At 72.2% G+C, this 22,530-nt stretch carries 23 protein-coding genes; 11 read left to right on the plus strand and 12 right to left on the minus strand.

The features are described 5' to 3' along the window. Position 1: 1 nt before the first annotated feature. The 5 genes from JNO44_RS03315 to JNO44_RS03335 all read right to left on the minus strand — a co-directional run bounded on the left by JNO44_RS03315 (position 2) and on the right by JNO44_RS03335 (position 4,678). Positions 2-1,135 (minus strand): caspase, EACC1-associated type, encoded by a 1,134-nt coding sequence (locus tag JNO44_RS03315; protein ID WP_205361225.1) that lies wholly within the window; start codon positions 1,133-1,135, stop codon positions 2-4. Next, complete coding sequence (locus JNO44_RS03320) at positions 1,125-1,505, minus strand: effector-associated constant component EACC1 (RefSeq protein ID WP_073444062.1); 381 nt, start codon at positions 1,503-1,505, stop codon at positions 1,125-1,127. The genes JNO44_RS03315 and JNO44_RS03320 overlap by 11 nt, the downstream gene beginning before the upstream one ends. A gap of 34 nt (positions 1,506-1,539) precedes the next feature. Then, entirely contained in the window at positions 1,540-2,616 is a 1,077-nt protein-coding gene (locus tag JNO44_RS03325) for a hypothetical protein (RefSeq protein ID WP_205361227.1), read from the minus strand. A gap of 71 nt (positions 2,617-2,687) precedes the next feature. Continuing rightward, positions 2,688-3,575, minus strand: a complete 888-nt coding sequence (locus JNO44_RS03330) for a hypothetical protein (RefSeq protein WP_205361229.1) — start codon at positions 3,573-3,575, stop codon at positions 2,688-2,690. Positions 3,576-3,862: 287 nt separating this feature from the next. Beyond that, positions 3,863-4,678, minus strand: a complete 816-nt coding sequence (locus tag JNO44_RS03335; protein ID WP_205361231.1) for an isocitrate lyase/PEP mutase family protein — start codon at positions 4,676-4,678, stop codon at positions 3,863-3,865. 158 nt (positions 4,679-4,836) lie between these two features. Here JNO44_RS03335 and JNO44_RS03340 point away from each other — a divergent pair, with 158 nt between their 5' ends. Both JNO44_RS03340 and JNO44_RS03345 read left to right on the plus strand, forming a co-directional pair. Next, complete coding sequence (locus JNO44_RS03340) at positions 4,837-5,304, plus strand: DUF4334 domain-containing protein (protein ID WP_205361233.1); 468 nt, start codon at positions 4,837-4,839, stop codon at positions 5,302-5,304. 82 nt (positions 5,305-5,386) lie between these two features. Continuing rightward, positions 5,387-6,490: an NAD(P)-dependent alcohol dehydrogenase gene (locus tag JNO44_RS03345; RefSeq protein ID WP_205361235.1), complete on the plus strand. Its 1,104-nt coding sequence runs from the start codon at positions 5,387-5,389 to the stop codon at positions 6,488-6,490. Positions 6,491-6,498: 8 nt separating this feature from the next. Here the strand turns inward: JNO44_RS03345 and JNO44_RS03350 are convergent, their stop codons facing one another. Continuing rightward, positions 6,499-7,170, minus strand: a complete 672-nt coding sequence (locus tag JNO44_RS03350; protein WP_205361237.1) for a hypothetical protein — start codon at positions 7,168-7,170, stop codon at positions 6,499-6,501. A 115-nt stretch (positions 7,171-7,285) separates the two neighbouring features. Next, on the minus strand, positions 7,286-7,948 hold the full coding sequence (locus JNO44_RS03355) for a TetR/AcrR family transcriptional regulator (protein ID WP_205361239.1): 663 nt from the start codon (positions 7,946-7,948) through the stop codon (positions 7,286-7,288). Positions 7,949-8,121: 173 nt separating this feature from the next. Between JNO44_RS03355 and JNO44_RS03360 the strand changes: the two genes are divergently transcribed. Genes JNO44_RS03360 through JNO44_RS03370 form a run of 3 tightly spaced genes read left to right on the plus strand, consistent with a single transcriptional unit; the run spans position 8,122 to position 10,971 of the window. Then, positions 8,122-8,376 (plus strand): ferredoxin, encoded by a 255-nt coding sequence (locus JNO44_RS03360; protein WP_205361240.1) that lies wholly within the window; start codon positions 8,122-8,124, stop codon positions 8,374-8,376. Beyond that, entirely contained in the window at positions 8,373-9,731 is a 1,359-nt protein-coding gene (locus JNO44_RS03365; protein WP_205361241.1) for an NAD(P)/FAD-dependent oxidoreductase, read from the plus strand. The genes JNO44_RS03360 and JNO44_RS03365 overlap by 4 nt, the downstream gene beginning before the upstream one ends. A 13-nt stretch (positions 9,732-9,744) precedes the next feature. Continuing rightward, a complete protein-coding gene (locus tag JNO44_RS03370; RefSeq protein WP_205361242.1) occupies positions 9,745-10,971 on the plus strand; it encodes a cytochrome P450 in 1,227 nt (408 codons plus the stop codon). Positions 10,972-11,021: 50 nt separating this feature from the next. On the opposite strand, the gene JNO44_RS03375 is transcribed toward JNO44_RS03370, so the two are convergent. Then, positions 11,022-13,301, minus strand: a complete 2,280-nt coding sequence (locus JNO44_RS03375) for a M56 family metallopeptidase (protein WP_205361247.1) — start codon at positions 13,299-13,301, stop codon at positions 11,022-11,024. Further along, positions 13,298-13,849 (minus strand): hypothetical protein, encoded by a 552-nt coding sequence (locus JNO44_RS03380; RefSeq protein ID WP_205361249.1) that lies wholly within the window; start codon positions 13,847-13,849, stop codon positions 13,298-13,300. Before JNO44_RS03380 ends, JNO44_RS03375 begins: the two co-directional genes overlap by 4 nt. A gap of 158 nt (positions 13,850-14,007) precedes the next feature. Here JNO44_RS03380 and JNO44_RS03385 point away from each other — a divergent pair, with 158 nt between their 5' ends. Continuing rightward, positions 14,008-14,748 (plus strand): class I SAM-dependent methyltransferase, encoded by a 741-nt coding sequence (locus tag JNO44_RS03385; protein WP_240167392.1) that lies wholly within the window; start codon positions 14,008-14,010, stop codon positions 14,746-14,748. 82 nt (positions 14,749-14,830) lie between these two features. On the opposite strand, the gene JNO44_RS03390 is transcribed toward JNO44_RS03385, so the two are convergent. Further along, the gene (locus JNO44_RS03390) at positions 14,831-15,592 is read right to left on the minus strand and encodes an SDR family oxidoreductase (RefSeq protein ID WP_205361251.1); all 762 of its coding nucleotides are present in this window, start codon (positions 15,590-15,592) and stop codon (positions 14,831-14,833) included. A gap of 92 nt (positions 15,593-15,684) precedes the next feature. Then, positions 15,685-17,577 carry a right-handed parallel beta-helix repeat-containing protein gene (locus JNO44_RS03395; RefSeq protein ID WP_205361253.1) on the minus strand — a complete coding sequence of 631 codons (1,893 nt, stop codon included), beginning with the start codon at positions 17,575-17,577 and terminating at the stop codon, positions 15,685-15,687. A gap of 98 nt (positions 17,578-17,675) precedes the next feature. Between JNO44_RS03395 and JNO44_RS03400 the strand changes: the two genes are divergently transcribed. After that, positions 17,676-18,569, plus strand: a complete 894-nt coding sequence (locus JNO44_RS03400) for a TetR/AcrR family transcriptional regulator (protein ID WP_205361255.1) — start codon at positions 17,676-17,678, stop codon at positions 18,567-18,569. Between the two features lie 295 nt (positions 18,570-18,864). On the opposite strand, the gene JNO44_RS03405 is transcribed toward JNO44_RS03400, so the two are convergent. Continuing rightward, positions 18,865-19,191 carry a hypothetical protein gene (locus JNO44_RS03405; protein WP_205361257.1) on the minus strand — a complete coding sequence of 109 codons (327 nt, stop codon included), beginning with the start codon at positions 19,189-19,191 and terminating at the stop codon, positions 18,865-18,867. Positions 19,192-19,499: 308 nt separating this feature from the next. On the opposite strand from JNO44_RS03405, the gene JNO44_RS03410 reads away from it, so the two are divergent. The 4 genes from JNO44_RS03410 (at position 19,500) to JNO44_RS03425 (ending at position 22,499) form a co-directional block, all read left to right on the plus strand. Further along, positions 19,500-19,973, plus strand: coding sequence for a carboxymuconolactone decarboxylase family protein (locus tag JNO44_RS03410; RefSeq protein WP_205361259.1), 474 nt, complete (start codon positions 19,500-19,502; stop codon positions 19,971-19,973). A 37-nt stretch (positions 19,974-20,010) separates the two neighbouring features. After that, on the plus strand, positions 20,011-20,394 hold the full coding sequence (locus tag JNO44_RS03415; protein ID WP_205361260.1) for a DoxX family protein: 384 nt from the start codon (positions 20,011-20,013) through the stop codon (positions 20,392-20,394). 232 nt (positions 20,395-20,626) lie between these two features. Beyond that, complete coding sequence (locus JNO44_RS03420; protein WP_205361261.1) at positions 20,627-21,550, plus strand: RNA polymerase sigma-70 factor; 924 nt, start codon at positions 20,627-20,629, stop codon at positions 21,548-21,550. Positions 21,551-21,839: 289 nt separating this feature from the next. Next, positions 21,840-22,499, plus strand: coding sequence for a hypothetical protein (locus JNO44_RS03425; RefSeq protein WP_205361262.1), 660 nt, complete (start codon positions 21,840-21,842; stop codon positions 22,497-22,499). Positions 22,500-22,530 lie beyond the last annotated feature (31 nt).

A 22,530-nucleotide genomic window follows, 5' to 3' on the forward strand; every position in this document is an offset into this window, starting at 1 on the left:
CCTACGCCCCCGCCTCGCCGACCGCGGGGGCGGGGGCCGCGGCGTCCGCCCGGGCCCGCCAGACCTCCAGGCTCGCGCGGGCCGCCGCCAGACCCGGGTCGTCCGGCGGGGCCGTCGGCTCCCAGTCGGCGACCACCTCGCGCAGCAGCGCGGACGCGCGCAGCGGATCGCCCGCAGCGCCGATCGCGGAGGCATGGGCGTGGCGGTAGCGGAAGGTGTCGGGGTCCGTGGGGCCGAGATGGGTTGCGGCGTCGGAGGCGATTGCCGCGAAGCGGGCCGCCGCGTGCCGCAGTCGGCGGTTGCCGCCCCAGGAGGCCGTTGCCGTAAGCCGCTCCGCGAAGCGGGCGCGGGCGAGCAGGCCGGGGCGGGTGGCCGCCGTGCCGTGGGCGCGGTTGCGGAACAGGGCCAGGTCGCCGCTGTCGCCGAAGGCCCGTTGCAGGGGCCTGGGGAGACGGGCCGCGGGGAGGCCGACCTCAAGGTGACGGTAGAGGGTGGTCAGATCGAGGTGCTCGGAACCGTCCGGGACCCCCTCGGCCAGCAGCTCCAGCAAGGCGGCGGTGAAGCCGGTCTGGGCGTATCCCTGCGGAGTGCGTGCCTTCTTCGAGCGGCCCGCGGCGGTCAGCACATGGACGTCGGCCGCGTGTGGCGCGTCCAGGGCCCGGCCCGCGAAGCAGCAGTCGAGGACCACGACCTTGTGCCGGGCCGGGACGGACGCCAGTGCCTGGAAGAGGGCGGTGACCGGCAGCGAGGTGTGCTCCGCGCGGTCCTCGTCGTCCACCGAGCCGGGCAGCGCCAGGCACAGCCGGTCGCCCTGGGCCCGTACGCCGTGGCCGGCGAAGTAGAAGAGCACCAGGTCGAGCTGGTCCCCGCCGGGGGAGGGCAACAGCCGCAGCACATCGGCGGGGGTGGGCGGATCGACCCGCGGGTGGACACCACTGGGATCGAACAGGCCGTACGGGCCGGTCAGTTCGGTGGCCAGCGCGGTGACGCTGGCCGCTGCCTGCGGGAGTTGCGGCAGGGTGCTGGGCACGACCTGGGTGGCGGTGCCGATCAGTACGGCGGCCGACCGCCCCGGGGCGGGGACGATCGGCGGCCAGGGCGGCGGCTGCGCCCGGGAGTGCTGCTCAGTTGGCATCGCCGGAGCCCGGTTCGAGGAACCGGCGCAGCTGTTCCTCCACCGCGGCGGCGTCCCGCGGGTCGGTCGCCGACAGCTCGATGTGGGTGCCGTCCGGCCGGGTCACCTTCAGGCTGACGCTCCGGTTCCGGAACCGCTGGCCGACCCATACGCCGACGGCGGCGACCAGCGCGTCCAGCACCGGCCCCGCGGCGTTCAGCACCTCGGCGGCGTCCGCGAGGCCGCCCTGCTCCCCGGGCGCGGGCGGGACCATCCGCAGCCGTGCCGCGCCGCTGAGGTCCTCGTCGTCGTTCAGCCAGCGGGCGAGGGACCGGGCCAGGTCGTCGGCCTCGTCGGCCGGCGCGTCGAAGGTGAAGGTGAGGGGTTGCACAGGGGTCTCCAAGGGGCCTAGAGGCAGGGCGAGTTCAGAACTTCGGGGCGTAGGGGTCGGGGCCCGGGGTGGCCGGGGCGCTCCCGTCCGGCGCCGTCGGGCCGCCGCGCCGGGCGGTGGCGAACAGCGGCGGGCGGCCGGGGATCTCGTAGGGGAAGCGGAAGGCGGCGGCGGCCTGCGGCAGATCGACGAGATCGGCGAGGACCTTCTCCCATTCGCCGAGCGGCTGGGGCACCTCCTGCCGGTAGGTGCTGTCCAGCCAGGTGCGGTGCATGCCGGTGAGGTTGGTCCAGGCGTCCGCGGCCTCGGACGGCGCCACCGGCCGGGCCACCGCGCCGCCCGCGCCCGCGGTGTACGGCGCGAGGGTCGCGGCGAGCTGCTCGGCGAGCGGGAGGGCAGTGTCGCCGGTGGCGGCCAGCGAGACCCGCAGGCGGTAGCCGCGGCCCGCGAGCGCCCCCAGCGCATCGTGGTAGAGCGGCGCCGCGCGCTGCGCGAACGGATCGGGCGGGATGTACTGGGTGAACACCGGGTTGGGGCGGCCGGGCTGGGCGAGCCGGCCGTACTCACGGGCCAAGTAGCCGAGGTAGGAGAGCAGTTCGGGCGCCGGAGCATGGGGCTCCAGGCAGATCGCGGCGACGGTGGGGGCGCCCGCACGGGCCAGCGCGTCCCATACCGGCTCCCAGCTCACCGCCTCCCCGCCCAGCGGGGCGAGGGCCACACCCAGGCGGAAGTCGGTGTCCCGCCGGCTCAGCCACGCCCAGGAGAGCCGCTTGCGGACCTCGGCGAGGCCGGCCGGGACCCGGTCGAAGGGGACCAGCGCGGTGTGCAGTTCCCGGACGTCCTCGATAGGCTCGGCCCGTACGTGCCGGGGGCAGTCGGCCAGCGCCGCCCGCAGGGCGAGGACGGCGGCGGACGCCGTGGGGCCGTCGGGGCCGGGCATCCGGCACAACAGCGTGCAGGCCACGGCGGATCCGGGCGCGGTGGCGTAGCGCAGTTCGAAGGCCCGGCCGTCGGGCTGCCAGTGCCGCGACAGCCAGACCTGTTCGAGGTCGGTCGCCTCGCGGCGGCGCTGGGCCTCGGGCAACCCGACGTGGGCGCCGTTCTCGGACATCGCCGGTTCCGGTGCGAGCCGGAGCCCGGCCCAGGCCCACGCTCCCGCGGGCCCGGTGTGGACCAGGACGCTCATGCCGTGGGGCCGGCCTCGCCGCCGTGCCGGGGCTGCTGCTCCGCGGGCTGCGGCGGCACGGCAGGAACGGGGGGAACCATGGGCGGAACGGCGGGCGGCGGCGGGGTGGCGCCCGCCGCCGGTGCGGAAGGTACGGCCGGCGCCTCCACCGCGACCATCAGCCCCTCGCGGCAGGCGAGATGGACGGCCTCGCGCATGGCACGGGCGCCCTCGCTGCGCAGCATCTGCCGCTCGATGCCGTGGTCGCCCCTGAGGGCGCGGAAGAAGTCGCCGAGGAACTGGGCCATCAGTTCCGTGCCACGGCGCGAACGCCACATCATCCAGCCGAGGTAGAGGCTGCTGCCGTAGTTGAACACCGAGACATAGGCGGTGTACGGAGCGTTGTTGAGCGTGATGCGGGGGCCGAACGGCTGGGGGGCGAGGGGGTATCCGCGGCTGCCGAGCGTCTGCAGGATCGTCGCGTACACCGTCTCGGCGCGGTCCGGGCGATCGGGCAACAGGACCCGCCATTCGCCGACCGGTTCCGGCAGCCGGGTCATGAGCAGGACGACCAGGAAGGCCGCGAACGAGGCGAGGCCGGCGAAGACGAACCAGCCGGCCCCGCCCGCGCCACCGCTGCTGGGCGCTTCGCCGTTCCATGAGGCGGAGGATTCACTCGACCCCAGGTCCGACATCAGCGAGACGATCCCGATCCAGGTGGGGATCGCCGCCACCGCGCATCCGGCGACGGCCGCCCGCAACCACAGGAAGAAGATCGTCCTGCCGGGAACGCTCTCGTTGAGGGCCAGCTCGACGGGCTGGTACCGCAGGGTCTTGTCCAGATAGGCAGCGTTGCCGTCGCCACCGCGCCACCCCGGGAGCGGCGTCGCATTACCAGTGATCATGTCACCCCTGATGACCAACGTGAATCGAAGCGGACCCGCGGCATGTGCCGGGGTCGGCGCTCCACTGTGGCACAACCTCCGTCTGGGCAAGGCCACTTCACCCATTGCCAGGGAATGGGGAATGTCGAGTCGCCTTCCGAAAGGCCACAGGACGGGACAACCGGACAGCGGGCTCCGTCTCCGCCGGTCGCGCCGCCCGGACGGACAGCCCCGCACCACCACGGGGCCGGTGTCGATCGCCCGCGGCTGATCGACACCGGCCCCGATGTCCCTGGGAAGGGGGATGGTCAGCGCGGGGTGAACAGCGCGTTGAGTTCGGGGAAGGCGATGCCGTCGGCGAGCGACTGGTAGCCGCCGGTGCCGTACAGCTCCTGTGCCGCGCGGCGGGCGGTGGCATAGGCGGCCTGGGCCACCCCCGATCCGACGCTGACCCGGGCCACGCCGAGGGCGCCCAGCGCGGCGACGTCCGGGGCTCCGGGGCCGGCCATGACGTTCAGCGGCACGGTGAGCTCCGCGGCCAGGGCCTTGACGGTGTCGGGGTCGGCGACGCCCGGGACGAAGATGCCGTCGGCGCCGCACTCCGCGTAGCCGCGTGCCCGTTCCAGGGTGTCCTGCAGCCGGGTGGCGGGGTCGCCGAGACCGAACAGGTAGGTGTCGATGCGGGCGTTGAGGAAGAGCTGCCCGCCGGCCTTCTCCACCGCGTCCCGGGCCGCCGTCAGCCGCTCCCGGAACTCGGCCGGGGTCCGGGTGCCGTCCTCGATGTTGACGCCGACCGCGCCCGCCTCCAGCACCCCGGTGACCGTCTCGGCGACACCGGCCGCGTCCTGCCCGTACCCGCCCTCGATGTCCGCGGTGACCGGCACGGTGACGGCCGCGGCGATCCGGGCGATCAGGTCCAGGGCCCGGTCGCGGGCGAGGACGTCCCCGTCCGGCGAGCCGAGCGCCCAGGCGACACCGGCGCTGGTGGTGGCGATCGCGGGGGCGCCCGCGGCCTCGATGACGCGCGCGCTGGCCACGTCCCAGGCATTGGCGAGCGCGAGGGGACGGGCAGGGGTGTGGAGGGAGCGGAAGAGTCGGGCCCGCTCCGCCTGTGTCGTGGTCATGCGGTCAGCCAACCAGCGGGCGCCGTCGGGTGTCTGGCAGGAATCCGACATCATCGCCAACGCTCCGATCCCCCCCCCGGCCCCGCCCCCGAACATCAGGCCGACGCGTTCAGTAGGGTCGGGTCCGCATCCGAACGCTCCCACAGGAAGGGACCCCCATGGACGTCGAGCAGGCCCGCGACCGCATCACCGGGATCCGCTCAGCCGGCGGCAAGGTGTCCGTCGACGAACTGGACGCCTTGTGGGCGGCGTTGCCGACGGTGCGACCGGAGGAGATCCTCGGTGCCTGGCGCGGCAGCGCGTTCGTCACCGGCCACCGGGTGGAGAGCCTGCTGACGGCGGCGAACTGGCACGGGAAGCGCTTCCACTCCCCCACCGACGTGCAGCCCCTGATCTGCCGCGGCGCCGACGGCGCGCTGTTCTCCGACGTCGAGGCGGGCAAGGGCGAGGCCAGCCTGTGGATGGTCGAGTTCCGCGGCGAGTCCACGGCTTCGATGGTGTACGACGGGCAGCCCGTCATCGACCACTTCAAGCGGATCGACGACAGCACGCTCCTGGGCGTGATGAACGGCAAGGAGGTGCTCGACGACGGGCGGCACTTCTACTTCCTCCTCGAACGCGAGTGAGCGCCCCGCCCCGGGCCACCCACCGCACCGCCCGCCCTCCCATCGTTCCGCCCGCCAACTCGCCAGAAGGACAACCGAACTGATGCGCATTCAGGCAGCCGTCGTGGAATCCCCCGGAGGGCCCTTCACCCTCCGCGACGACCTCGTCATCGACGCGCCCCGGCCCGACGAGGTCCTGGTCAGGATCGCGGCGGCCGGCATCTGCCACACCGACCTCAGCACCCGGCAGAAGTGGCCGCGGCAGCTCAGCCCGATGGTGTTCGGCCACGAGGGCGCCGGCACCGTCGAGGCCGTCGGCGACGAGGTCACCTCCGTACGGCCGGGTGACACCGTGTGCCTGAGCTACCGCAGTTGCACCGCCTGCGGGCAGTGCGCGGCGGGCCACCCCGCCTACTGCGAAACCGGCATCTTCGCCCTCAACGCCAGCGGCACCCGGCCCGACGGCAGCACCCCGCTGTCCCGCGCCGGGGACGGGGGCGCCGTCTACGGAAGCTTCTTCGGCCAGTCGTCCTTCGCGACGTACGCCCTCGCGCACGTCAGCAATGTCGTCAAGGTGCCGGCGGACCTGCCGCCGGCGGTCGCCGCGCCACTGGGTTGCGGGGTGCAGACCGGTGCCGGCACGGTCCTCAACGTGCTGCGCCCGCCGCGGGGATCCTCAGTGGCGGTCTTCGGCGCGGGCAGTGTCGGGCTCACCTCCGTGATGACCGCGGTCGCCGAGGGCTGTCGCGTCATCGCCGTCGATCCGCTGCCGGCCCGGCGTGCCAAGGCGCTCCGGTTCGGCGCTGTGGCGGCCGTCGATCCCCACGCCGTGGAGGATGTCGCGGCCGCGGTCCGCGAGCACGCCGAGGGCGGCACCGGCTTCGCCATCGACACCACCGGGCGGCCGGAGGTGATCTCCCAGGCGATCGCGGCGCTCGCTCAGCGCGGCACGCTGGCCCTGGTCGGCGTCGGCGGACGCGCCGAGTTCGACATCATGACCGTCCTGACCAAGGGCGTCCGGATCCGCGGTGTGATCGAGGGGGACGCGGCGCCCGCCGACTTCATCCCCCGCCTCGTCGCCCGCTACCGCCAGGGCGTCCTCCCGCTCGACGAGATCATCACCGAATTCCCATTCCACGAGATCGAGGACGCCGCCCGCGCCGCGACCGCGGGCGAGGTCATCAAGCCGGTGCTCCGCCTCCCCTGAGCCGGCGATCAGGCCGCGTCCCCGACCGGTTCCCGCTCGGGGGCGGGGGCCTGGGCGACCAGCAGCCACCCGTGCGCGGCGGGGCCCAGGACGGTTGCGGTGATCGCGATGGCCGCCGCGACCACGTAGGTGGCGTTGTCCACGTAGGCGCCCAGCAGGAGTTGGGCCAGGAGCGCGGCGGTGATCAGGGCGAGTTTCGCGACGATCAGGCGTGGTGCGGAGAGGGTGGGCCGGGTCGAGGGGTGACTGCGGTCGGCCCGGGTGCGGTGGGCCCGGCGGACCTGTACGGGGATGCTGAGGAGGAGCAGCACGAGGCCGGCGGCCGGCACGACCGGGGAGCGGCCGGTGTGCGGGTCCAGCAGGTGACCGACCAGGGCGCTGGTGCCGAAGGCGGCCGCGATGATCACGATTCTGGCCGTGACCAGTTGAGCTATGACCCGTGTGGGCCGGGTGGTCTCGTAGAGCTCCTGGGTGAGGCGGCGGTTGGTCCGCAGCAGCAGGGGCGGCAGGATCAGCAGGATGACGAGGGTACGCAGGGCGTGTTCCCACGCCGGCGCGTTGCCTTCGCCGATCCAGGTGAACGCCATGAAGCTGCCGATGGCGGCATAGCGCAGCCGCAGCGCGCGGGGGCCGACGGCCGGCGTGTCATGGGCATGGGGGGTCCTGCGGTGAGCGTGCATGAAGGCGGTTCCTTCGAAGGAAGCGGGTGAGCGTTCACCGGACGCCGCGGAGCATCGGCACGCGCACGGATGCTCCGCTCGTTGAGGTACTGGCGGGGGCCTGGCGGAGTCCTGCTCAGTCGCCGTCGACGGCGGCGGGTGCCGTGCCGGCGTTGATGCCGACGAACAGCCATTTCAGGGCTTGGCCGAAGAGTTCCTCGGGCACGCTGGCGGGGTCGATGCGCCGCTGGCGCACCAGGCCGCCGAACAGTGCCGCCACCACGGTGGCCACGGCCTCCGCGGAGACCTCGGCGGGGGCACCCTGCTGGGCCAGGGACGTGCTGATCACGCCCTCCAGCGCCCGACGAGGTCCGCTCAGGTTGGCCGCCATGGACTCCAGGACGTGCGGGTTGCGCACCGCGTAGAGCCAGAACTCGGCCTGTAGCGGGGCGAAGTCGATGTCCTTGTCGGCGACGTCGATCAGGAGGCGCCCGAGCTCGGCGGCGGCCTCCCCGGTGCCTGGTTCGTACCGGTCCAGGGTCTGGGCGGCCTCGGCGATGCGGTCGGTCTGGCGGTGCGAGAGGAGTTCGAGGAACAGTGCCTCCTTGCTCCCGAAGTTCGAGTACAGCGCGCCGATGGAGAATCCCGCCGCCTCGGCGATCTCCTCCACGGAGGCGCCGGTGAAGCCCTTGCGGGCGAAGACCCGCGCGGCCGCGTCCAGCAGCAGCGCCCGGGTGCGGGCCTTGGCCTCCGCGCGACTCAACCGCCGACGGACCGGTTCCTCACTCTCAGCATTCACCTTCACAAAGCTATTCGGATAGGGATCGCTATGTCAACACTTGGATAGCGTGTACAGTCCAAATAGCAGTGACTATCTGAATGTCGCTCGCTATCACCGGCCCGGGGCCTGACCGGCGCACGCCGCGTTCCCCGCCTCACGCGGCCCCTGACCAGCGAGGAAAGGGAAGAAAGATGATCACGCAGCCCCCGCCACCGCCCCTACGACTGGTGGTGGACCTGAACCGCTGCCAGAGCTACGGGCAGTGCGTCTACGCCGCCCCGACCGTCTTCCGGTTCCACGGCGAGGAATCACTGGAGTACGACTACACACCCGATGCCGGCGTCCGCCGCGAGGTGGCGCGGGCCGCCGCGGCCTGCCCGGTCCAGGCGATCACGCTCGGCGGCGCCACCGAGCCCGCGCCCACCGCGAGCGGAGACGACCGGTGACCGCCTCGGCCGCAGCAGGGCTGCGTACGGGCCGGATCGTGGTGGTCGGCGCCTCACTGGCCGGGTTGCGCGCGGCCGAAGCCCTCCGCGACGAGGGGTTCACCGGGGAGCTCACCCTGATCGGCGCGGAGCCGCACGCGCCGTACGACCGGCCGCCGCTGTCGAAGGGGGTGCTGTCCGGCCGACTGAACTGCGACCACATCGTGCTGCCCCGGGTCCGCAACATCGACGCCCGCTGGCTGCTGGGCACCCCCGCCACCGGGCTGGATGTGCCCGGCCGCCGGGTGGAACTGGCCGACGGGCGGGGCGTGGCGTACGACCGGCTGCTGATCGCCACCGGCACCCGGGCACGCCCCTGGCCCGTGCAGACCGGCGGCCGTCTGGACGGCGTCCATGTGCTGCGCACCCGCGAGGACGCCGAGCGGCTGCGCGGCGCACTGGTGGCCGGACCCTCCCGGGTGCTGGTCATCGGCGCGGGCTTCACCGGTGGCGAAGTCACCTCCAGCTGCCGGGAGTTGGGGCTTGCGGTGACGGTGACACAGCGCAGCGCGACGCCATTGGCCAGTGCGTTGGGCGGGGTGATCGGCCGGGCCGCCGCCGACTGGTACCGCGAGGCCGGGGTGGACCTGCGGCCGCACACCACGGTCCGCACCCTGGAAGGCCATCCGTCCGGCCGGTTGCGCCGGGCGGTGCTGTCCGACGGCACGACGGTGGACGCCGAGGTGGCTGTCGTCGCCACCGGCGCCCTGGCCAACACCGAGTGGCTGGCCGGCTCGGGGCTCGCCGCCGACCACCGGGGCGTGGTGAGCGACGCCGGCTGCCGGGCCCTGACCGCCGACGGCAGGCCGGTCGAGGACGTCTTCGTCGCCGGTGACGTCGCCCGCTGGCCGCACCCCCGCTACCCCGGGCAGCTCATGCGCCTGGACCACTGGGACAACGCCGTCGCCCAGGCACACACCGCAGCACACAACATCACCCACGGCCCGGGCGAGCAGCTCGTCCACCGGCCGCTGCCCGCCTTCTGGTCCCAGCAGTTCGGCCGCTACCTCAAGTCCATCGGCGTGCCGGCCCTCGCCGACCAGGTCGTCGTCACCCAAGGCTCCCTCGACCGACGGCAGTTCGTCGCCACCTACGGCCTGCACGGCAGGCTGGTCGGCGCCGTGGCGGTCGACTCCCCCCGCGTGCTGGACGGCTACGCGGCCCTCGTCGAAGCCGGTGCGCCGTTCCCGCCGGTGCTGGGCGCCACCGACGGCCCGGCCCACCTCGACCCCGTCGACGCCGCATTCCCCGGCCGCGCTGCCGGCAGCACCCCGGACCACGCCCTCAGCGCGCCGGCCCCGACCGCACACCGGTGAACGGAGAGCTCCCATGACGACAGCCACCACCCCCTCGGCCACCGACCTGTTCGCCCGGGCCCTGCGGTACGAGAACCGCGCCGATCCCTACCCGCACTACGCCCGGATGCTCCGGCACCCGGTCGCGCGCATGGACGACGGCTCCTGGCTGATCAGCGGCTACCAGGAGATCCGGCAGCTGCTGCACGACCCGCGCAGCAGCGCCGACCGGCTCGACCCGCAGAACAAGGCCCCCAAGGCCGCCCGGAGCCTGCTCCTCCAGGACCCGCCCCGCCACGACCAACTGCGCCGCGTGGTCACCCAGGAGTTCATCCCGCGGATCATGGGCATGCGCGACCACCTCGGCGAACTGGTCGCCCGGCTCCTCGACGCCCACACCGGCACCGGGCCCGGCCAACTCGACGTCGTCGCCGATCTGGCCTACCCGCTGCCGGTCACGGTGATCTGCGAACTGCTCGGCGTGCCCCGCGAGGACGAGCCCCTCTTCGGCAGCCTCGCCCGCCGACTCACCCGGGGCCTGGACCCCGTCGACACCCAGACCGAAGAAGAGCTGCGCGAACTCGACGAAGCCCGCGGCGAGTTGATCAACTACCTCGAAGGGCTCATCACCCAGCGCCGCACCAGCCCCGGCGACGACCTGCTGTCCGGCCTGATGTTCCACCCGGACCCCGACCAGGTGATGGACCCGATACAGCTACGCGTCACGCTCGGCCTGCTGCTGATCGCCGGTCACGAAACCACCGTCAACCTGATCGCCAACGGCACCCTCGCCCTGCTGCGCAACCCCGACGTCCTCGCCCGGCTGCGCACCGACCCCGACCTGGCCACCCCGCTGGTCGAGGAGGTGCTGCGCTACGACCCGCCCGTGCAGATGTCCGGCCGCAGCGCCCTGGCCGACATCGACATCGCCGGCACCACCATCCCCAAGGGCTCCCGCATCCGCCTGATGCTCGCCGCGGGCAACCGCGACGCCAACCGCTTCGCCGATCCCGACCTGTTCGTCCCCGACCGTCGCGACAACGCCCACCTCGGCTTCGGCGGCGGCATCCACTACTGCATCGGCGCCACCCTCGCCCGAGCCGAAGCACAGATAGCGCTCGCCGCCATCGCCCGCAGGCTCCAGTCGCCGCGCCTGGTCACCGACCCGCCGCCGTACCGGGAGAACGCCATCCTGCGCGGCCCGGAGCACCTCGTGGTCGCCTTCGAACGCCTCGCACCGGACAGCGCACCCGCCGCCTGAGCCAGCGCGGTTGCTGAGGGGCGGCGGCCCGGCGGGCGAACCGCCGCCCCTCACACCGGTGCCACCCGGCGCCGCCCACGATCGCGCAACGCGGTCCACACCGGGATGAGCAGCACGGCCAGGCCCGCGGTCCAGGCCATGACGAGCGGTGTCGCCGACACCGCGAACGCCACGTCGGGCACCACACGGCAGGCGGCGTGACCGGTGCCCCACCGTACGCAGGCGAAGTGGTCGCGTGCGGTGATGGCGGCCAACGGCACCACCAGCCCCGCGCCGAGGGTGCCGAGAATGCCGTGCAGCGCGCGCAGTTCGCCGCGGGCGTGGCGCCAGGCGACGACGAAGCCGACAGCGAGCTGCAGCAACACCGCCAACGCCAGCTGATACACGGGGAAGACCGTACCGACCCACGCGATCGGCCAGGGGACGACCAGGGCACAGAACAGGTGCCACAGCCACAACCCGAGCCCGGCTGCGGCACCGAAGACCACCCCCTGCCCCAGCGCAGCCGAGGAGCGAAGCCGCGGCGGAGCCAGGAGCGCCGCCGCGTCCTCGGCCGACACGGCCTGGAGCAGGAACCGTTCGGGACCTCCGGCGGACGCCCCGGCACGACGCCGCGCGGAGAGCCTGGCGCCGAGCCGCGCGGCGAGCGGGAACCCGACCGTGACCACGATCAGAGCGATCACCCACTGCGGCGGGGTGAGTATGAAGGCCGTGGAGTACACGTACCCCAGGAAGTCCAGCGGCGTCGGAAAGAGGTTCAGCGGGCGCGGCAGCGACAGCAGCTGGAAGCCCGGGATGCCGGCGGCGTAGACGTGCGCCAGACAGATGCTCAACAGCACGACGCCGACCGCGCACCCGCCGCCGACCAGCAGCAGCGGACGCCGACCGGCGAGCACCACGGGTGCCCACACCCGGGCCGTCGCCGCGTTCCACCGGACGAATCCGTAGCCGACCGCCCCGAGGATCAGCCACCACGACAACTGGACCGGCAACGAGTCGGCGACGCCGAGGACCAGCGCCGTGCTCTGCAACCGATCCCCGAAGGTCCCCATGACGAGCCCGGCCGCCATCGCGAGCCCGGTGCGATGAGCCCCCTCCCACCGGCCGCGGTTCAACCGTGCGGCCAGCACCGCATGCCAGATGCCCATCGCCACGCCACCGCCGAGCACGACGGAGGGGAGGGCGGCGGTCAGCGGGTTGCCGCGGCCCGTGAGGCGGGCGGCCTCCTCCGTCCACTGCGCTATCCGCTCGTAGACGAGTGAGCAGGTCAGGGCCAGCCCGAACGCCTCCCAGGGGCCGAAGCCGAACAGCAGCCGGGTGTCGCCCAGGGCCGCCAGCCGCTTCTCCGCCGGGGGATGCGGGCGCAGGAAGGGCGGCAGACGATGCCCGACCGGCCGGCGACCATGCTGAGCGGCCAGCACGCGGCGCAGCGAGGAGGCGCCGCGGGTCCACACGGCGACCCGGGCGTCCGCGTACAACTCGCGGCTGCGCAGCACCGCGGTGCTGGTGACGGCGACGGTGGCCGCCAGTGCGCACTGGGCGAGGATCTGCAGCAGCTGGAAGACCGCCAGCCCGCTCGACGGCAGCAACAGCCAGCCGACCAGCAGCGCGAAGGGCGCGGTGACGGCGACCGGAATCGCGACGGCCACGATGAACAGCCGGTAGCAGATCAGCGTGACGAAGGCGATGTCCACGTCCCGGTTGCGCAGGTGCGCCAGTTCGTGCAGCACGATCGCGCGAAATGCCTCGGGATCCCGCCGGTGCAGCTGCAGCAGTCCGGCACTGAGCATCACCTGGCGCCGCCCTACCCGGCCGAAGGCGAGCCCACTGGGTTCCTGGACGCGCCAGTCGACGACGAAGCACACCCGGCAGCGCAGCTCGGCCACCGCGACCAACTCGTCGAGTGTGCGCCGGATGTCGGCGAGTCCGTCGACCGGCAACGGCCGCAGGCGGCGCCGGCGGATCCGGTAGGCCGGCAGCAGCCAGTAGACGACGCCGATGGCCAGCCACAGTGTCGCCAGGGCCGCCAGTTCCAGCACGGTCTCGTGGCCGAAGCCCGGCTGCGGGCACGCGCGGGCGAACTTCCCGGGGTCGGTCGCCGTGTCGCGGATGTGTCCGGCGGCGCAGGTGAGGCCCCCGGTGAGGCTGCCGATATCGCCGCCGAGCCCGAAGTACGCCGCGATGCCGACCGACCCGCCCAACTCCGCCGCCATGGCCGTGGAGGTGCTCAGGATCAGCAACGCGAACCGCAGCGACGTCCCCGACGGCATCCGAAACGGATGCGGCATGCCCACGGCGGCGCCGACCGCGGGGGCCGACGCGGCGCTCATGAGGTGGTCTCCTCCTCGCCGGGAGCCGGCGGCGCCTGCATCCCACCGACGATGGCGTCCGCCAGCAGCTCCGCCTGCGCGGGCGGCAGCCCCAGGGCGATGGCCCGGTCGTAGGCGACCCGCCGCAGCCGCACCGACTCCTCGGCCCGGGAGGGCGCCCCGCCGTTCTGCTCCACGGCGGGTACGGCGCCGGGCGCGGCGAACGGATTGGCCCCGCCGCCACCACCGTCACCATCACCGCCACCGCCGCGCCGCCCCAGGCGCCACCAGCCCCGTCGGCGTTCCCGGCGCAGGACATCGGTGGCGATGTTCCCGGCCACGGCCGACGCGACCGGCAGCGCGAACTGGGTCAGCGTCCCGATGACCACGGCGTCGATGCCGATCCCCAGCGGCTCCTGGCGAACCTTCCGGTCCCCCCGTCTCGGATCGTCGAAGTACGCCTCGGCCGTCTCCTCGAAGAGCGCCAACTCCTCCGGCGCCAACCGCCGTACGGCCTCCCGCGCCAAGTCCCGGGCACGTTGTGTCCCGTCGTCCCTGACCGCACCCATCGACATCCCCCGTCTCCCGCTCCACTGCCTCGCCGTCCGAGTATCGATCCCCAACTCGCCTCGCGGTCAAGCCTTTTGCGCACCGCACACAACGGCATCGCGACCGGCCGTATCCGGAGAGCGGACTGCCCGCCCGAAGCCGGGGGAAGTGCATCCCGGTGACGAAACGACCGACGAACGACGCAGCGATCCAACAGTGGAACCGCATTCCCCGCGAGGCGATGGAGGCGATGGAGCCCGACGGCGACTTCGCCAAACGCCACCTGATCAATCCGGTGCTGCTGCGCATGCTCGGCGATGTGCGCGGACGCCGCGTCCTGGACGCCGGGTGCGGGCACGGCTACTTCAGCCGCATGCTCGCCGCCCGTGGGGCGCACGTCACCGGCGTCGAACCCACCGACGGAATGTTCTCCTACGCACGGGAGAGGGAACAGTCCCTCGGGCAGGGCATCGGGTACGTCCAGGCCGAGCTGGCCCGGCTGCCGGATCTCGGGGGTCCGTTCGACGCCGTGGTGTGCAGCATGGTGTTGGCCGCCGTCCCGGACTGGAAGCCGGCCATGCGGGCATGCGTTCAGGCGCTGCGCCCCGGCGGGCTGTTCGTGTTCTCCGTCAACCACCCGGCGTTCGAGCAGCTCCTGACGACATGGCGCGCGCACGGCGACTACCGCTTGCATCGCTATCTGGAGGAGTACACCATCCCCCAGACCTATGCCTCGGACTTCCACCGCCCGATCTCGGCCTACCTCAACGAGCTGGCCGCCCTCGGATGCCGACTGCGCGAACTCGCCGAGCCCGGCCTCGATCCCCGGACGGCACGCGAAGCACAGGACACCACCCCGGGCATCGAGAGCTACGTCCACCTGCCCAACTTCCTGATCGCCGCCGCCGAACGCCTGTGAGGCAGGACGTGCGGAGCCCCGGCCGTTCCGCGCGAGCGGTTCGCCGACGCGGCACAGGTCCGGTCGCGAGGCTCCTCGTCTGTCACAGGGAACGGGTGGCGCCCCCGTCGATGTGGATCATGCTGCCGGTGGTGTAAGAGGCCACCGGTGACAGCACCACGGCGGCCAGACGGCCGAATTCCTCGGGGGTGCCGTACCGGCGGAGCGGTATGTCGGCGGTTCGTCGGGCACGTGTCTGCTGGGGGTCGTCGGTGGCCCGTTCGAGCTGGGTGAGGCGGTCGGTGGCGAGGGAGCCGACCACGAAGCCGTTGACCCTGATGCCGCGCGGGCCCAGTTCGTCGGCCAGGGTCTTCGCGGCCATGGCGAGCCCTGGACGGAGCCCGTTGGACACGCTCATGTTCGGCCAGGGGGACTTCACGGACAGCGAGAGGACGAAGCCGATGGAGCCTCCCTCGGGGAGGATCGGGGCAGCCGCGCGTGCGACGCGCAGGGCGCCGAGGAAGACGGACTCGAAGGACTCTCGCCACTGGGTGTCGGTGATGGTGGTGAGGGGGCCGGTCGGGGGCCCGCCCACGCTGATCAGAACGCCGTCCAGGCGTCCGTGGCGTTGCAGTGCGGCCGCGGTCATCCGGTCGGCCGCTTCGGGGTCGGCGTTGTCGGCGACCAGGCCCGTCGCGTGGTCGGGGCCGCCCAGCTCCGCGACGGCCTGGTCCACCGCTTCCTGGCTGCGCGAGGAGACGACCACCCGGGCCCCCTCCGCGGTGAGGGCTCGCGCGGCTGCCAGTCCAAGTCCCCTGGTCCCTCCCGTGACCAGGAATACCTTGTCGTCGATCATCAGGTCCATTGGTCGCCACCTCCGTGCTCAAGTCGGAACGCCTACCGTTCCGTTGGCTGCAACGCGGCGAGTGGCTTCCACATTCCAAACTCGGCGTCTCGCTATGTGAGCGGCTGAATGGCGGGCGGAGTGTCCCGGCCCGCGGACGCCAGGATGGCCGCGCCGGCGGGGTCGGCGGCCAGGGCTTCCTCGAATCCGTCCTTCGGCAGCACCGTGTTCCTCGCGAGGGTGACGCCGCTCGGCGGGGTGTCGGCCTCGGCCGGGTGGTCGTCCCAGAAGTTGTCGAGGAAGGCCACGTTCTCCAACGGGGGCGTCACCCGCAGCACGATCGGGGTGTCGCTGCGGTGCACGACGTTGCCCTGCACGGTCACCCAGGCGGCACCGTAGTCGGTGTAGAGGCCGAAGTTGTAGGGCGTGACGGTGTCGCGGACGACGTTGCCCCGCACCACGGTGCCGTCGGCGTAGCTCGACCCCTGTCTGCCGTTGAGGTAGATGCCGCCGCCGTCGGCCAGCGCGGTCATGGTGCGGTGGATGAGGTTCCCGGTGACCTGGACCCGGGCGGCCCGACTGCCGCCGGTGACGACGATCCCGCTGTAGGGCACGTCGTGGATCTCGTTGTGAGCCACCGTCACCTCGCGGGCGTCCATCACCCAGACCGCGGGCGAGCCGTGGTACTCGCGGCCGATGTGGTGTATCAGGTTCTGCCGGATTTCGGTGCCGGTGCCGGCGGTGACGGTCACGGCGCTTCCGGAGACGTCCTCGATCCGGTTGCCGACGACCGCGTTGGCACGGCCCGGGCCGGCGAAGCCGATCGCCCCGGCACCGAGATGGGTGAACCCGTTGTCGAGCAGTGCGACCCGGACCGCGGCGGTGAACTCGACGTTGGCCGGCAACAACCGGGGCGCTGCCGGGATCGTCAAATGCGCTTTCCCTTCGGCGAGTTCGACCTTCTGCAGTTCTCCGCCGGCGTAGTAGGTGTTGGCGAAGAAGTGCAGGAACCCGTGGGGCCCGTCCGGTTCCGTCCAGCCGGCATGGGAGAAGGTCAGGCCCCGCAGCGTCACGTCGTGCAGGGGGTTCTCCTCGGTCCCCCGGCCGACGACGATCCTCTCCAGGACCGGGGCGATGATCTCGGCCTCGGCCGGGTCCTCCCCGGGCAGCGGAAGGTAGTGCAGGACGTGGCGGTCGGGGACGCGTCGATCGAGGACGAAGGTGCCCGGTTCGGTCAGGAAGCTCACGCTGTTCTCCGCCGAGAACGGCCGGGCCAGGCCGTCCCACCGGGCGTCCCGAGAGCCTTCGGGGTGCGCCTGCTGGTCGCCGACCCAGGTGGCGGAGTAGAGCTCACGGGCCCGGGCGAAGGCGGGCTGGACGAGGGTGACGGTCGTGGAGCGCGCATCGCCGGTGATCTCGGCGATGCGGCAGCGGGCCTCCGACCACGGGTACACCCATGGGAAGACGAACTCGATGCTCGTCGGGTCCTGCCAGCTCTGCGGATCCGTACTGTCCGTGACGTAACCGATCTCGGTTTTCATCACATTGCCGGGGAGTCCGGGGCTGAGCGAGGCCCTGGGCGCCCGCCGGCCGTTCACATACAGCTGCCGGGTCTCCAATGAACCCACGTCGGCCCGCCAACTGCCGTCCACCTCGCCGGGCCGCCATCCGGTGATCAACCGGCCGCCGCTGACAACGACCTTCTCCCGCCGGGGAGTTCCGTAGCCGTGGGCCTGGTAGACGACCCGGTGACCGCCCTCCCCCGAGTCGCCCGCGGCAGCGTCCAGAGTCAAGGGAGCGTCCAGGAAGTACGTTCCGGCGCGGAGGTTGACCACGAGGTCGGAGCGCAGTGCCGCGGTGCGTGCACGAACGGTCCGCTGCGCGGCGGCGAGGGTGGCGAACGGCTGGTCAAACGTGCCGGGCCAGGAGTCGCGACCCCAGGGTGCGACGTAGAGCCGATCGGTGCGGTCGGACTGGTCGGGCCGGTCGGACTGGGCGTCGAGCATGGACGTACCTTCCCTCAAGAAGTTTATGCCGTACACGGATGGCGTACACCATAAACGCCGGGCTAGGGTGGACGTCAAGGATGGGAAGGTGAGTGCGCATGACCGAGGAGAGCACGGCGGCGGATCCTGGACGCACCGTCGAACTGCTCTGGGGCGCCACGGAGGGCCACGGCAGAACGGGGCTGCACCTGGCCGGGATCGTCGCCGCGGCCATCGAGGTCGCCGACGCCGACGGGCTGGCCGCACTGTCCATGCGCCGGGTGGCCGAGCGGCTGGGCTTCACGACGATGTCGCTCTACCGGCACGTGCCGGGCAAGGCGGAGCTGATCGAGCTGATGCGGGACGCCGTGGCGGGCGAACTCGACAGGGCCGCACCCGAACACGTCGAGCCCGACGGCGGCAACTGGCGCAGCGGCATGGAGGCGTGGGCCCGCGCGCACTGGGCCCTGCACCTGCGGCATCCGTGGTTCGTGCACACCGCCGGCAGTCGCCGACTGCCCGGCCCGAACATCATGGCCGACTACGACCGCGCACTGCGGATCGCCGAGGGGACGGGGCTGCCGGCTTCCCAGGTGATCGCGGTGGTCCAACTGGTCGGCGGTTTCGTGAAGACCGCCGCCCTACAGGTCCACGAAGTCCTGCGGGAAGAACGCGAGTCCGGCGTCTCCCAGACCGAGTGGTGGCGCGGCCGGGAGGAGCTCGTCAAGCACCTGCCCCCCTACCCCGCGCTCGGCCGCCTGTGGCAGGCCGGCGGGTTCGACGAGCCGGAGGACCCCTTCGACTTCGGACTGGCCCGCACTCTCGATGGGGTCGAACTGCTCGTCCGCCGCCTGAGTGACGAAAAGCGTGATGTAACTGCGGAACAGCTCCCCGCGGGACGGTGCTCGGTCTGCGGCACCGAGTTCGACGGGGCACGCCGGGGGCGGCCACGGGACTACTGCTCCCGCGCCTGCCAACAACGAGCCTACCGACAGCGCCGATCGGCGACCTGACGACGTCGGCGCGATGGGCGACAACTCCCCATCGCGCACAGCCGGCACTTCATTTACCGGAATTTCGACGCCGCACACACCACGTCATACACCTCGGCCCAATACGCGGAATGACGCGGTGCGCAGTGTGATGCGGTGCGCAGTGCGGCATGGAGCAGGGCATCCCTTATGATCCGCCAGATCAGGGGACACCCTCAAGCCGCATTCCGGCACCGGGCGAGGCGCAAGAGGAACTGCCCGGGAATTTCCCCTCCTCTCACGCCTCGCCCGCGCCTGCGCGGAAGCGGAATATCCGTCACGCACAGAGGAGTACAATCAGCCCCTTACAGTCCCCGTCCTCACCGCCGCCGCGGCTGCTGCGCTTGTGATGACCACTGGTCGGCTTGAAGAGGCCCCAGGAGTCTTGGCTTTCGGCTTGGGAACCGCCCTTTTCAGATCGGCGGTCGTCGGTTGACATCGACGGGAAAACGGAGGCGCTCTTGGTGATCTGGGGGGTGGGCTTCGCCTCCACGGCGGACGCAGCCGTGGGCGACCCTGCCATGAGAGCGACACCCAGGGCGGCACTGATCGCGAAAACTCGCGAAACGGATTTCTTCTGGCGATTCATGCGTGCTGTGTTCATGGAACCACCATGCACGCGCCCCCGGCCCGATACGCCCCGGGGACAGCCAATCGGGTGATGAGCATGAAGCGCTCGAATCGCAGCAGCTTCGAGGAAGAAGTCGTCTTTGACGCCCGATCAGTTTTCCTTTCATGGGCTCCCGGGCCGACGTCGACTCAATTCGACAAGACCCGAATATCCGGCGGTGCGGCCGCGGGAAGCACACGTCACGGAAACCGGGAGACGCAGGTCACATTCGTCCGTGTCACAGGAGAACGGGCCACCCCGTCTGGGGTGTGTAGCCACTGACGACCGCGGAGGAAGACCTCATGGACACGCGACTGAACTACTTCGCCGACCCGACCGCCGGAAAGGCCCTCAAGCACTTCATGGCGGCGGGCAAGACGCTGAAGGACTCGCCGCTGCCGGCCTCGACGCAGGAGCTGGTGGCGCTGCGCGTCAGCCAGATCAACGGCTGCGCCGCCTGCATCGACATGCACACCAAGGAGGCCGCCGCTGCCGGTGAGTCCTCGGTGCGGCTGAACCTGGTGGTGGCGTGGCGGGAGGCCACGGTCTTCACCGATGCCGAGCGGGCCGCGCTGGCACTGGCGGAGGAAGGGACACTGGTAGCGGATGCCGGCGAGGGGGTCAGCGACGAGGTGTGGGAGCTGGCCGCCGAGCACTACGACGAGGAACAGCTCGCCGCCCTGGTGATCCTGGTGTCCTTCATGAACGCCGCGAACCGGCTGAACATCATCAACCAGCAGCCGGCCGGCGACTACCAGGTCGGGCAGTTCCACTGAGGGGCGGGAAGTCGACGGGCGACAGGGGTGTGACCTCATGAGCCTCGCACTGTGGATCGCCGCCGGGCTGCTGGCCGTGGTGGCCCTGACCGGCGGCATCACCAAGGCGTTCGTGCCCAGGCAGAAACTGGCTGCGGTCCGGGGCGGGGGATGGACCGCAGGCATCGGCGCCGGCTCCGTCAAGGCCCTCGGCATCCTTGAACTGCTGGCCGCGATCGGCCTGGTCCTGCCCGCCGTGGTCGGCATCGCGCCGGTTCTGGTACCGGTGACCGCCGTGTGCTGGGCCGTGTTGATGGTCGGCGCGGTGATCACCCATGGCCGACGCGGCGAAGCCCTGTATGTGGTGGCGAACCTGGTCTATCTCGTGCTCGCGGCATTCCTGGCATGGGGCCGCTTCGGCCCCGGGTCGTACGTCGGATGACCGACGGCACGGCCCGGTTCCCGATCGTCCGGCCCCGTTCGACCGAGGGCCCGGAGTGCGTCGGCGCACCCTCGGCGGCAGCATCGGCAACGGCCCGGAGCCCGGCGGCGGGCTCCGGGCCCCCGGACTCGGGGGCGCTACTCTGACCTGCCGGCGGTCCCGATGATCACCGGATGGTGCCTGGGTCGACGGGTGCGGCCGGGCGCGGGGGCGTACTGAAGGGGGTTCCGGCGTGAGCAAGGTCGAGGAGTTCGAGGAGCTGCGGCCGCTGCTGTTCTCGATCGCCTACCGGATTCTGGGCAGTGTGGCCGAGGCCGAGGACGCGGTGCAGGAAACCTGGCTGCGCTTCGACGGCTCGTCGACCCGCCCCACGTCGACCAGGGCTTTCCTGGCGACCGCGGTGACCCGGATCTCGATCGATGTGCTGCGTTCCGCGCGGGTGCGGCGGGAGGAGTACGTCGGGCCGTGGTTTCCCGAACCGCTGCTGAGCGATCCGTATCAGGATCCGGCGCGGGCGGTGGAGCTGGCCGACTCGGTGTCGGTGGCGGCGCTGTTGCTGCTGGAGCGGCTCAGCCCGCTGGAGCGGGCGGTGTTCGTGCTGCGGGAGGTGTTCGCCTTCGGTTTCGACGAGGTCGCCGCGGCGGTGGGGCGTTCGGAGCCGGCATGCCGGCAGCTGCTGGTGCGGGCCCGGCGTCATATGGCGGCCGGGCGGCCCCGGTTCGCGGCGGACCGGCAGGAGCAGCAGGAACTGGCGACGCGGTTCTTCGACGCGCTGAAGAACGGCGATATGGGCGGGCTGCGGAGCCTGCTGGCCGCCGATGTGCAACTGGCCGGGGACGGCGGCGGCAAGGCCCCGCAGCTGGCCAAGGCCATCGCGGGCGCGGAGAACGTGGCCCGGGTGCTGGGCACGGTCTTCCCTTTGATGAGCCGGATCGACGTGACGTGCGAGCCGCACGAGGTCAACGGTCAGCCCGGCGCAGTCCTCCGCGACCGGGACGGAAAGGTGCTCCACACCCTGGCCCTCGACGTGCTCGACGGGCGGATTCAGACCATCCGCGCGGTGCTCAATCCCGACAAGCTCGGCCACATCGGGCCGGTCGCGGATGCCTGGGCGATCGATCGTGAGGTGAAGCAGGCCCGTCGGCAGCGGAGCTGACTGCGGACTGCCCGGCGGGGCCCCGGCGACGGGCTCCGGTGCTGATCAGGCGGATGGTGACGCTGGGTAAGGTACGCGGGTGACTACACCTCAGCCCTCGCCCCAGGATTTCGGCGGCGCGCCTGGATACGGCGTGCCTGGGGGTGCCCCGTACGCCGGGCCGCCGCCCCACATACCGGGGCCCCCGGAGCCGGGCGCGGGCGCGTACGGCCAGCCCGGTCCCTATGGGGCCCCGCAAGTGCCGTACGGAGCGCCGCCGCAGGCCCCGTACGGCTACCAGGGTCCCGGCATGCCCCCGCCGGTTCCGCCCAAGAGCAACGCCGGGAAGACGTGGGGCATCGTCGGGGCGATCGCGGGCGTGGTCGTGATCGGGGGCATCGCGTCGGCGGTGGCCCTCAGCGGGGGCGGCGGGGGCAGGGGCGGCACGACCGGGCCCAAGTACCGGATCACGGTGCCGCAGACACTGGCCGACGGCTCCTACACGCTCTCCAAGGACATCTCCCAACAGGCCGGCACTTCCGTGCCACACGACGGGGCGAACGAGCACGGCATCACCGCCGTGGGCGGGCAGTACGGCAGCGGCACCAAGTCACTGGTGATGGTGGGGCTCTACGGGACGATCGACAACCCGCGGACGACCGTCGAGCACGCGATCCGCGGAATGAAGGACGACGCACGGACCGATGTCGCGGTACCGGAGAAGGAGTTCACGCCCAGTGGCGGCGGCGGTCCGCTGACCTGCGGGGTGGACGTGCGTCAGGAGGCGGGGCAGAAGATCACGATGGCGTTCTGTGTCTGGGCGGATGCCAGTACCAGTGTGAACGTCGCCCAGACCGACACCGCCGACCTGTCGAAGGATCCCCGGTCGGTGGACCTCCAGGAGTTCGCCGACACCGCCGGCAAGATCCGCCAGGAGGTGACCAAGCCGCTGGACACCGCGTCCGCCTGAGCCCTGCGGGGACGCCGCGCGCCCGATGCCT

It is taken from the genome of Streptomyces noursei (assembly GCF_016917755.1).
GTDB classification, from domain to species: Bacteria; Actinomycetota; Actinomycetes; order Streptomycetales; family Streptomycetaceae; genus Streptomyces; species Streptomyces yunnanensis.

Excerpts from the sequence above, each read along its gene's own strand:
- JNO44_RS03330 (WP_205361229.1), bottom strand. The coding sequence starts at position 3,575 with ATGATCACTGGTAATGCGACGCCGCTCCCGGGGTGGCGCGGTGGCGAC.
- JNO44_RS03325 (WP_205361227.1), bottom strand. The coding sequence starts at position 2,616 with ATGTCCGAGAACGGCGCCCACGTCGGGTTGCCCGAGGCCCAGCGCCGC.
- JNO44_RS03360 (WP_205361240.1), top strand. The coding sequence starts at position 8,122 with ATGATCACGCAGCCCCCGCCACCGCCCCTACGACTGGTGGTGGACCTG.
- JNO44_RS03410 (WP_205361259.1), top strand. The coding sequence starts at position 19,500 with ATGGACACGCGACTGAACTACTTCGCCGACCCGACCGCCGGAAAGGCC.
- JNO44_RS03345 (WP_205361235.1), top strand. The coding sequence starts at position 5,387 with ATGCGCATTCAGGCAGCCGTCGTGGAATCCCCCGGAGGGCCCTTCACC.
- JNO44_RS03350 (WP_205361237.1), bottom strand. The coding sequence starts at position 7,170 with ATGCACGCTCACCGCAGGACCCCCCATGCCCATGACACGCCGGCCGTC.
- JNO44_RS03390 (WP_205361251.1), bottom strand. The coding sequence starts at position 15,592 with ATGGACCTGATGATCGACGACAAGGTATTCCTGGTCACGGGAGGGACC.
- JNO44_RS03335 (WP_205361231.1), bottom strand. The coding sequence starts at position 4,678 with ATGACCACGACACAGGCGGAGCGGGCCCGACTCTTCCGCTCCCTCCAC.
- JNO44_RS03405 (WP_205361257.1), bottom strand. The coding sequence starts at position 19,191 with ATGAACACAGCACGCATGAATCGCCAGAAGAAATCCGTTTCGCGAGTT.
- JNO44_RS03370 (WP_205361242.1), top strand. The coding sequence starts at position 9,745 with ATGACGACAGCCACCACCCCCTCGGCCACCGACCTGTTCGCCCGGGCC.
- JNO44_RS03340 (WP_205361233.1), top strand. The coding sequence starts at position 4,837 with ATGGACGTCGAGCAGGCCCGCGACCGCATCACCGGGATCCGCTCAGCC.
- JNO44_RS03415 (WP_205361260.1), top strand. The coding sequence starts at position 20,011 with ATGAGCCTCGCACTGTGGATCGCCGCCGGGCTGCTGGCCGTGGTGGCC.
- JNO44_RS03380 (WP_205361249.1), bottom strand. The coding sequence starts at position 13,849 with ATGGGTGCGGTCAGGGACGACGGGACACAACGTGCCCGGGACTTGGCG.
- JNO44_RS03315 (WP_205361225.1), bottom strand. The coding sequence starts at position 1,135 with ATGCCAACTGAGCAGCACTCCCGGGCGCAGCCGCCGCCCTGGCCGCCG.
- JNO44_RS03425 (WP_205361262.1), top strand. The coding sequence starts at position 21,840 with ATGCCCCCGCCGGTTCCGCCCAAGAGCAACGCCGGGAAGACGTGGGGC.
- JNO44_RS03395 (WP_205361253.1), bottom strand. The coding sequence starts at position 17,577 with ATGCTCGACGCCCAGTCCGACCGGCCCGACCAGTCCGACCGCACCGAT.
- JNO44_RS03375 (WP_205361247.1), bottom strand. The coding sequence starts at position 13,301 with ATGAGCGCCGCGTCGGCCCCCGCGGTCGGCGCCGCCGTGGGCATGCCG.
- JNO44_RS03400 (WP_205361255.1), top strand. The coding sequence starts at position 17,676 with ATGACCGAGGAGAGCACGGCGGCGGATCCTGGACGCACCGTCGAACTG.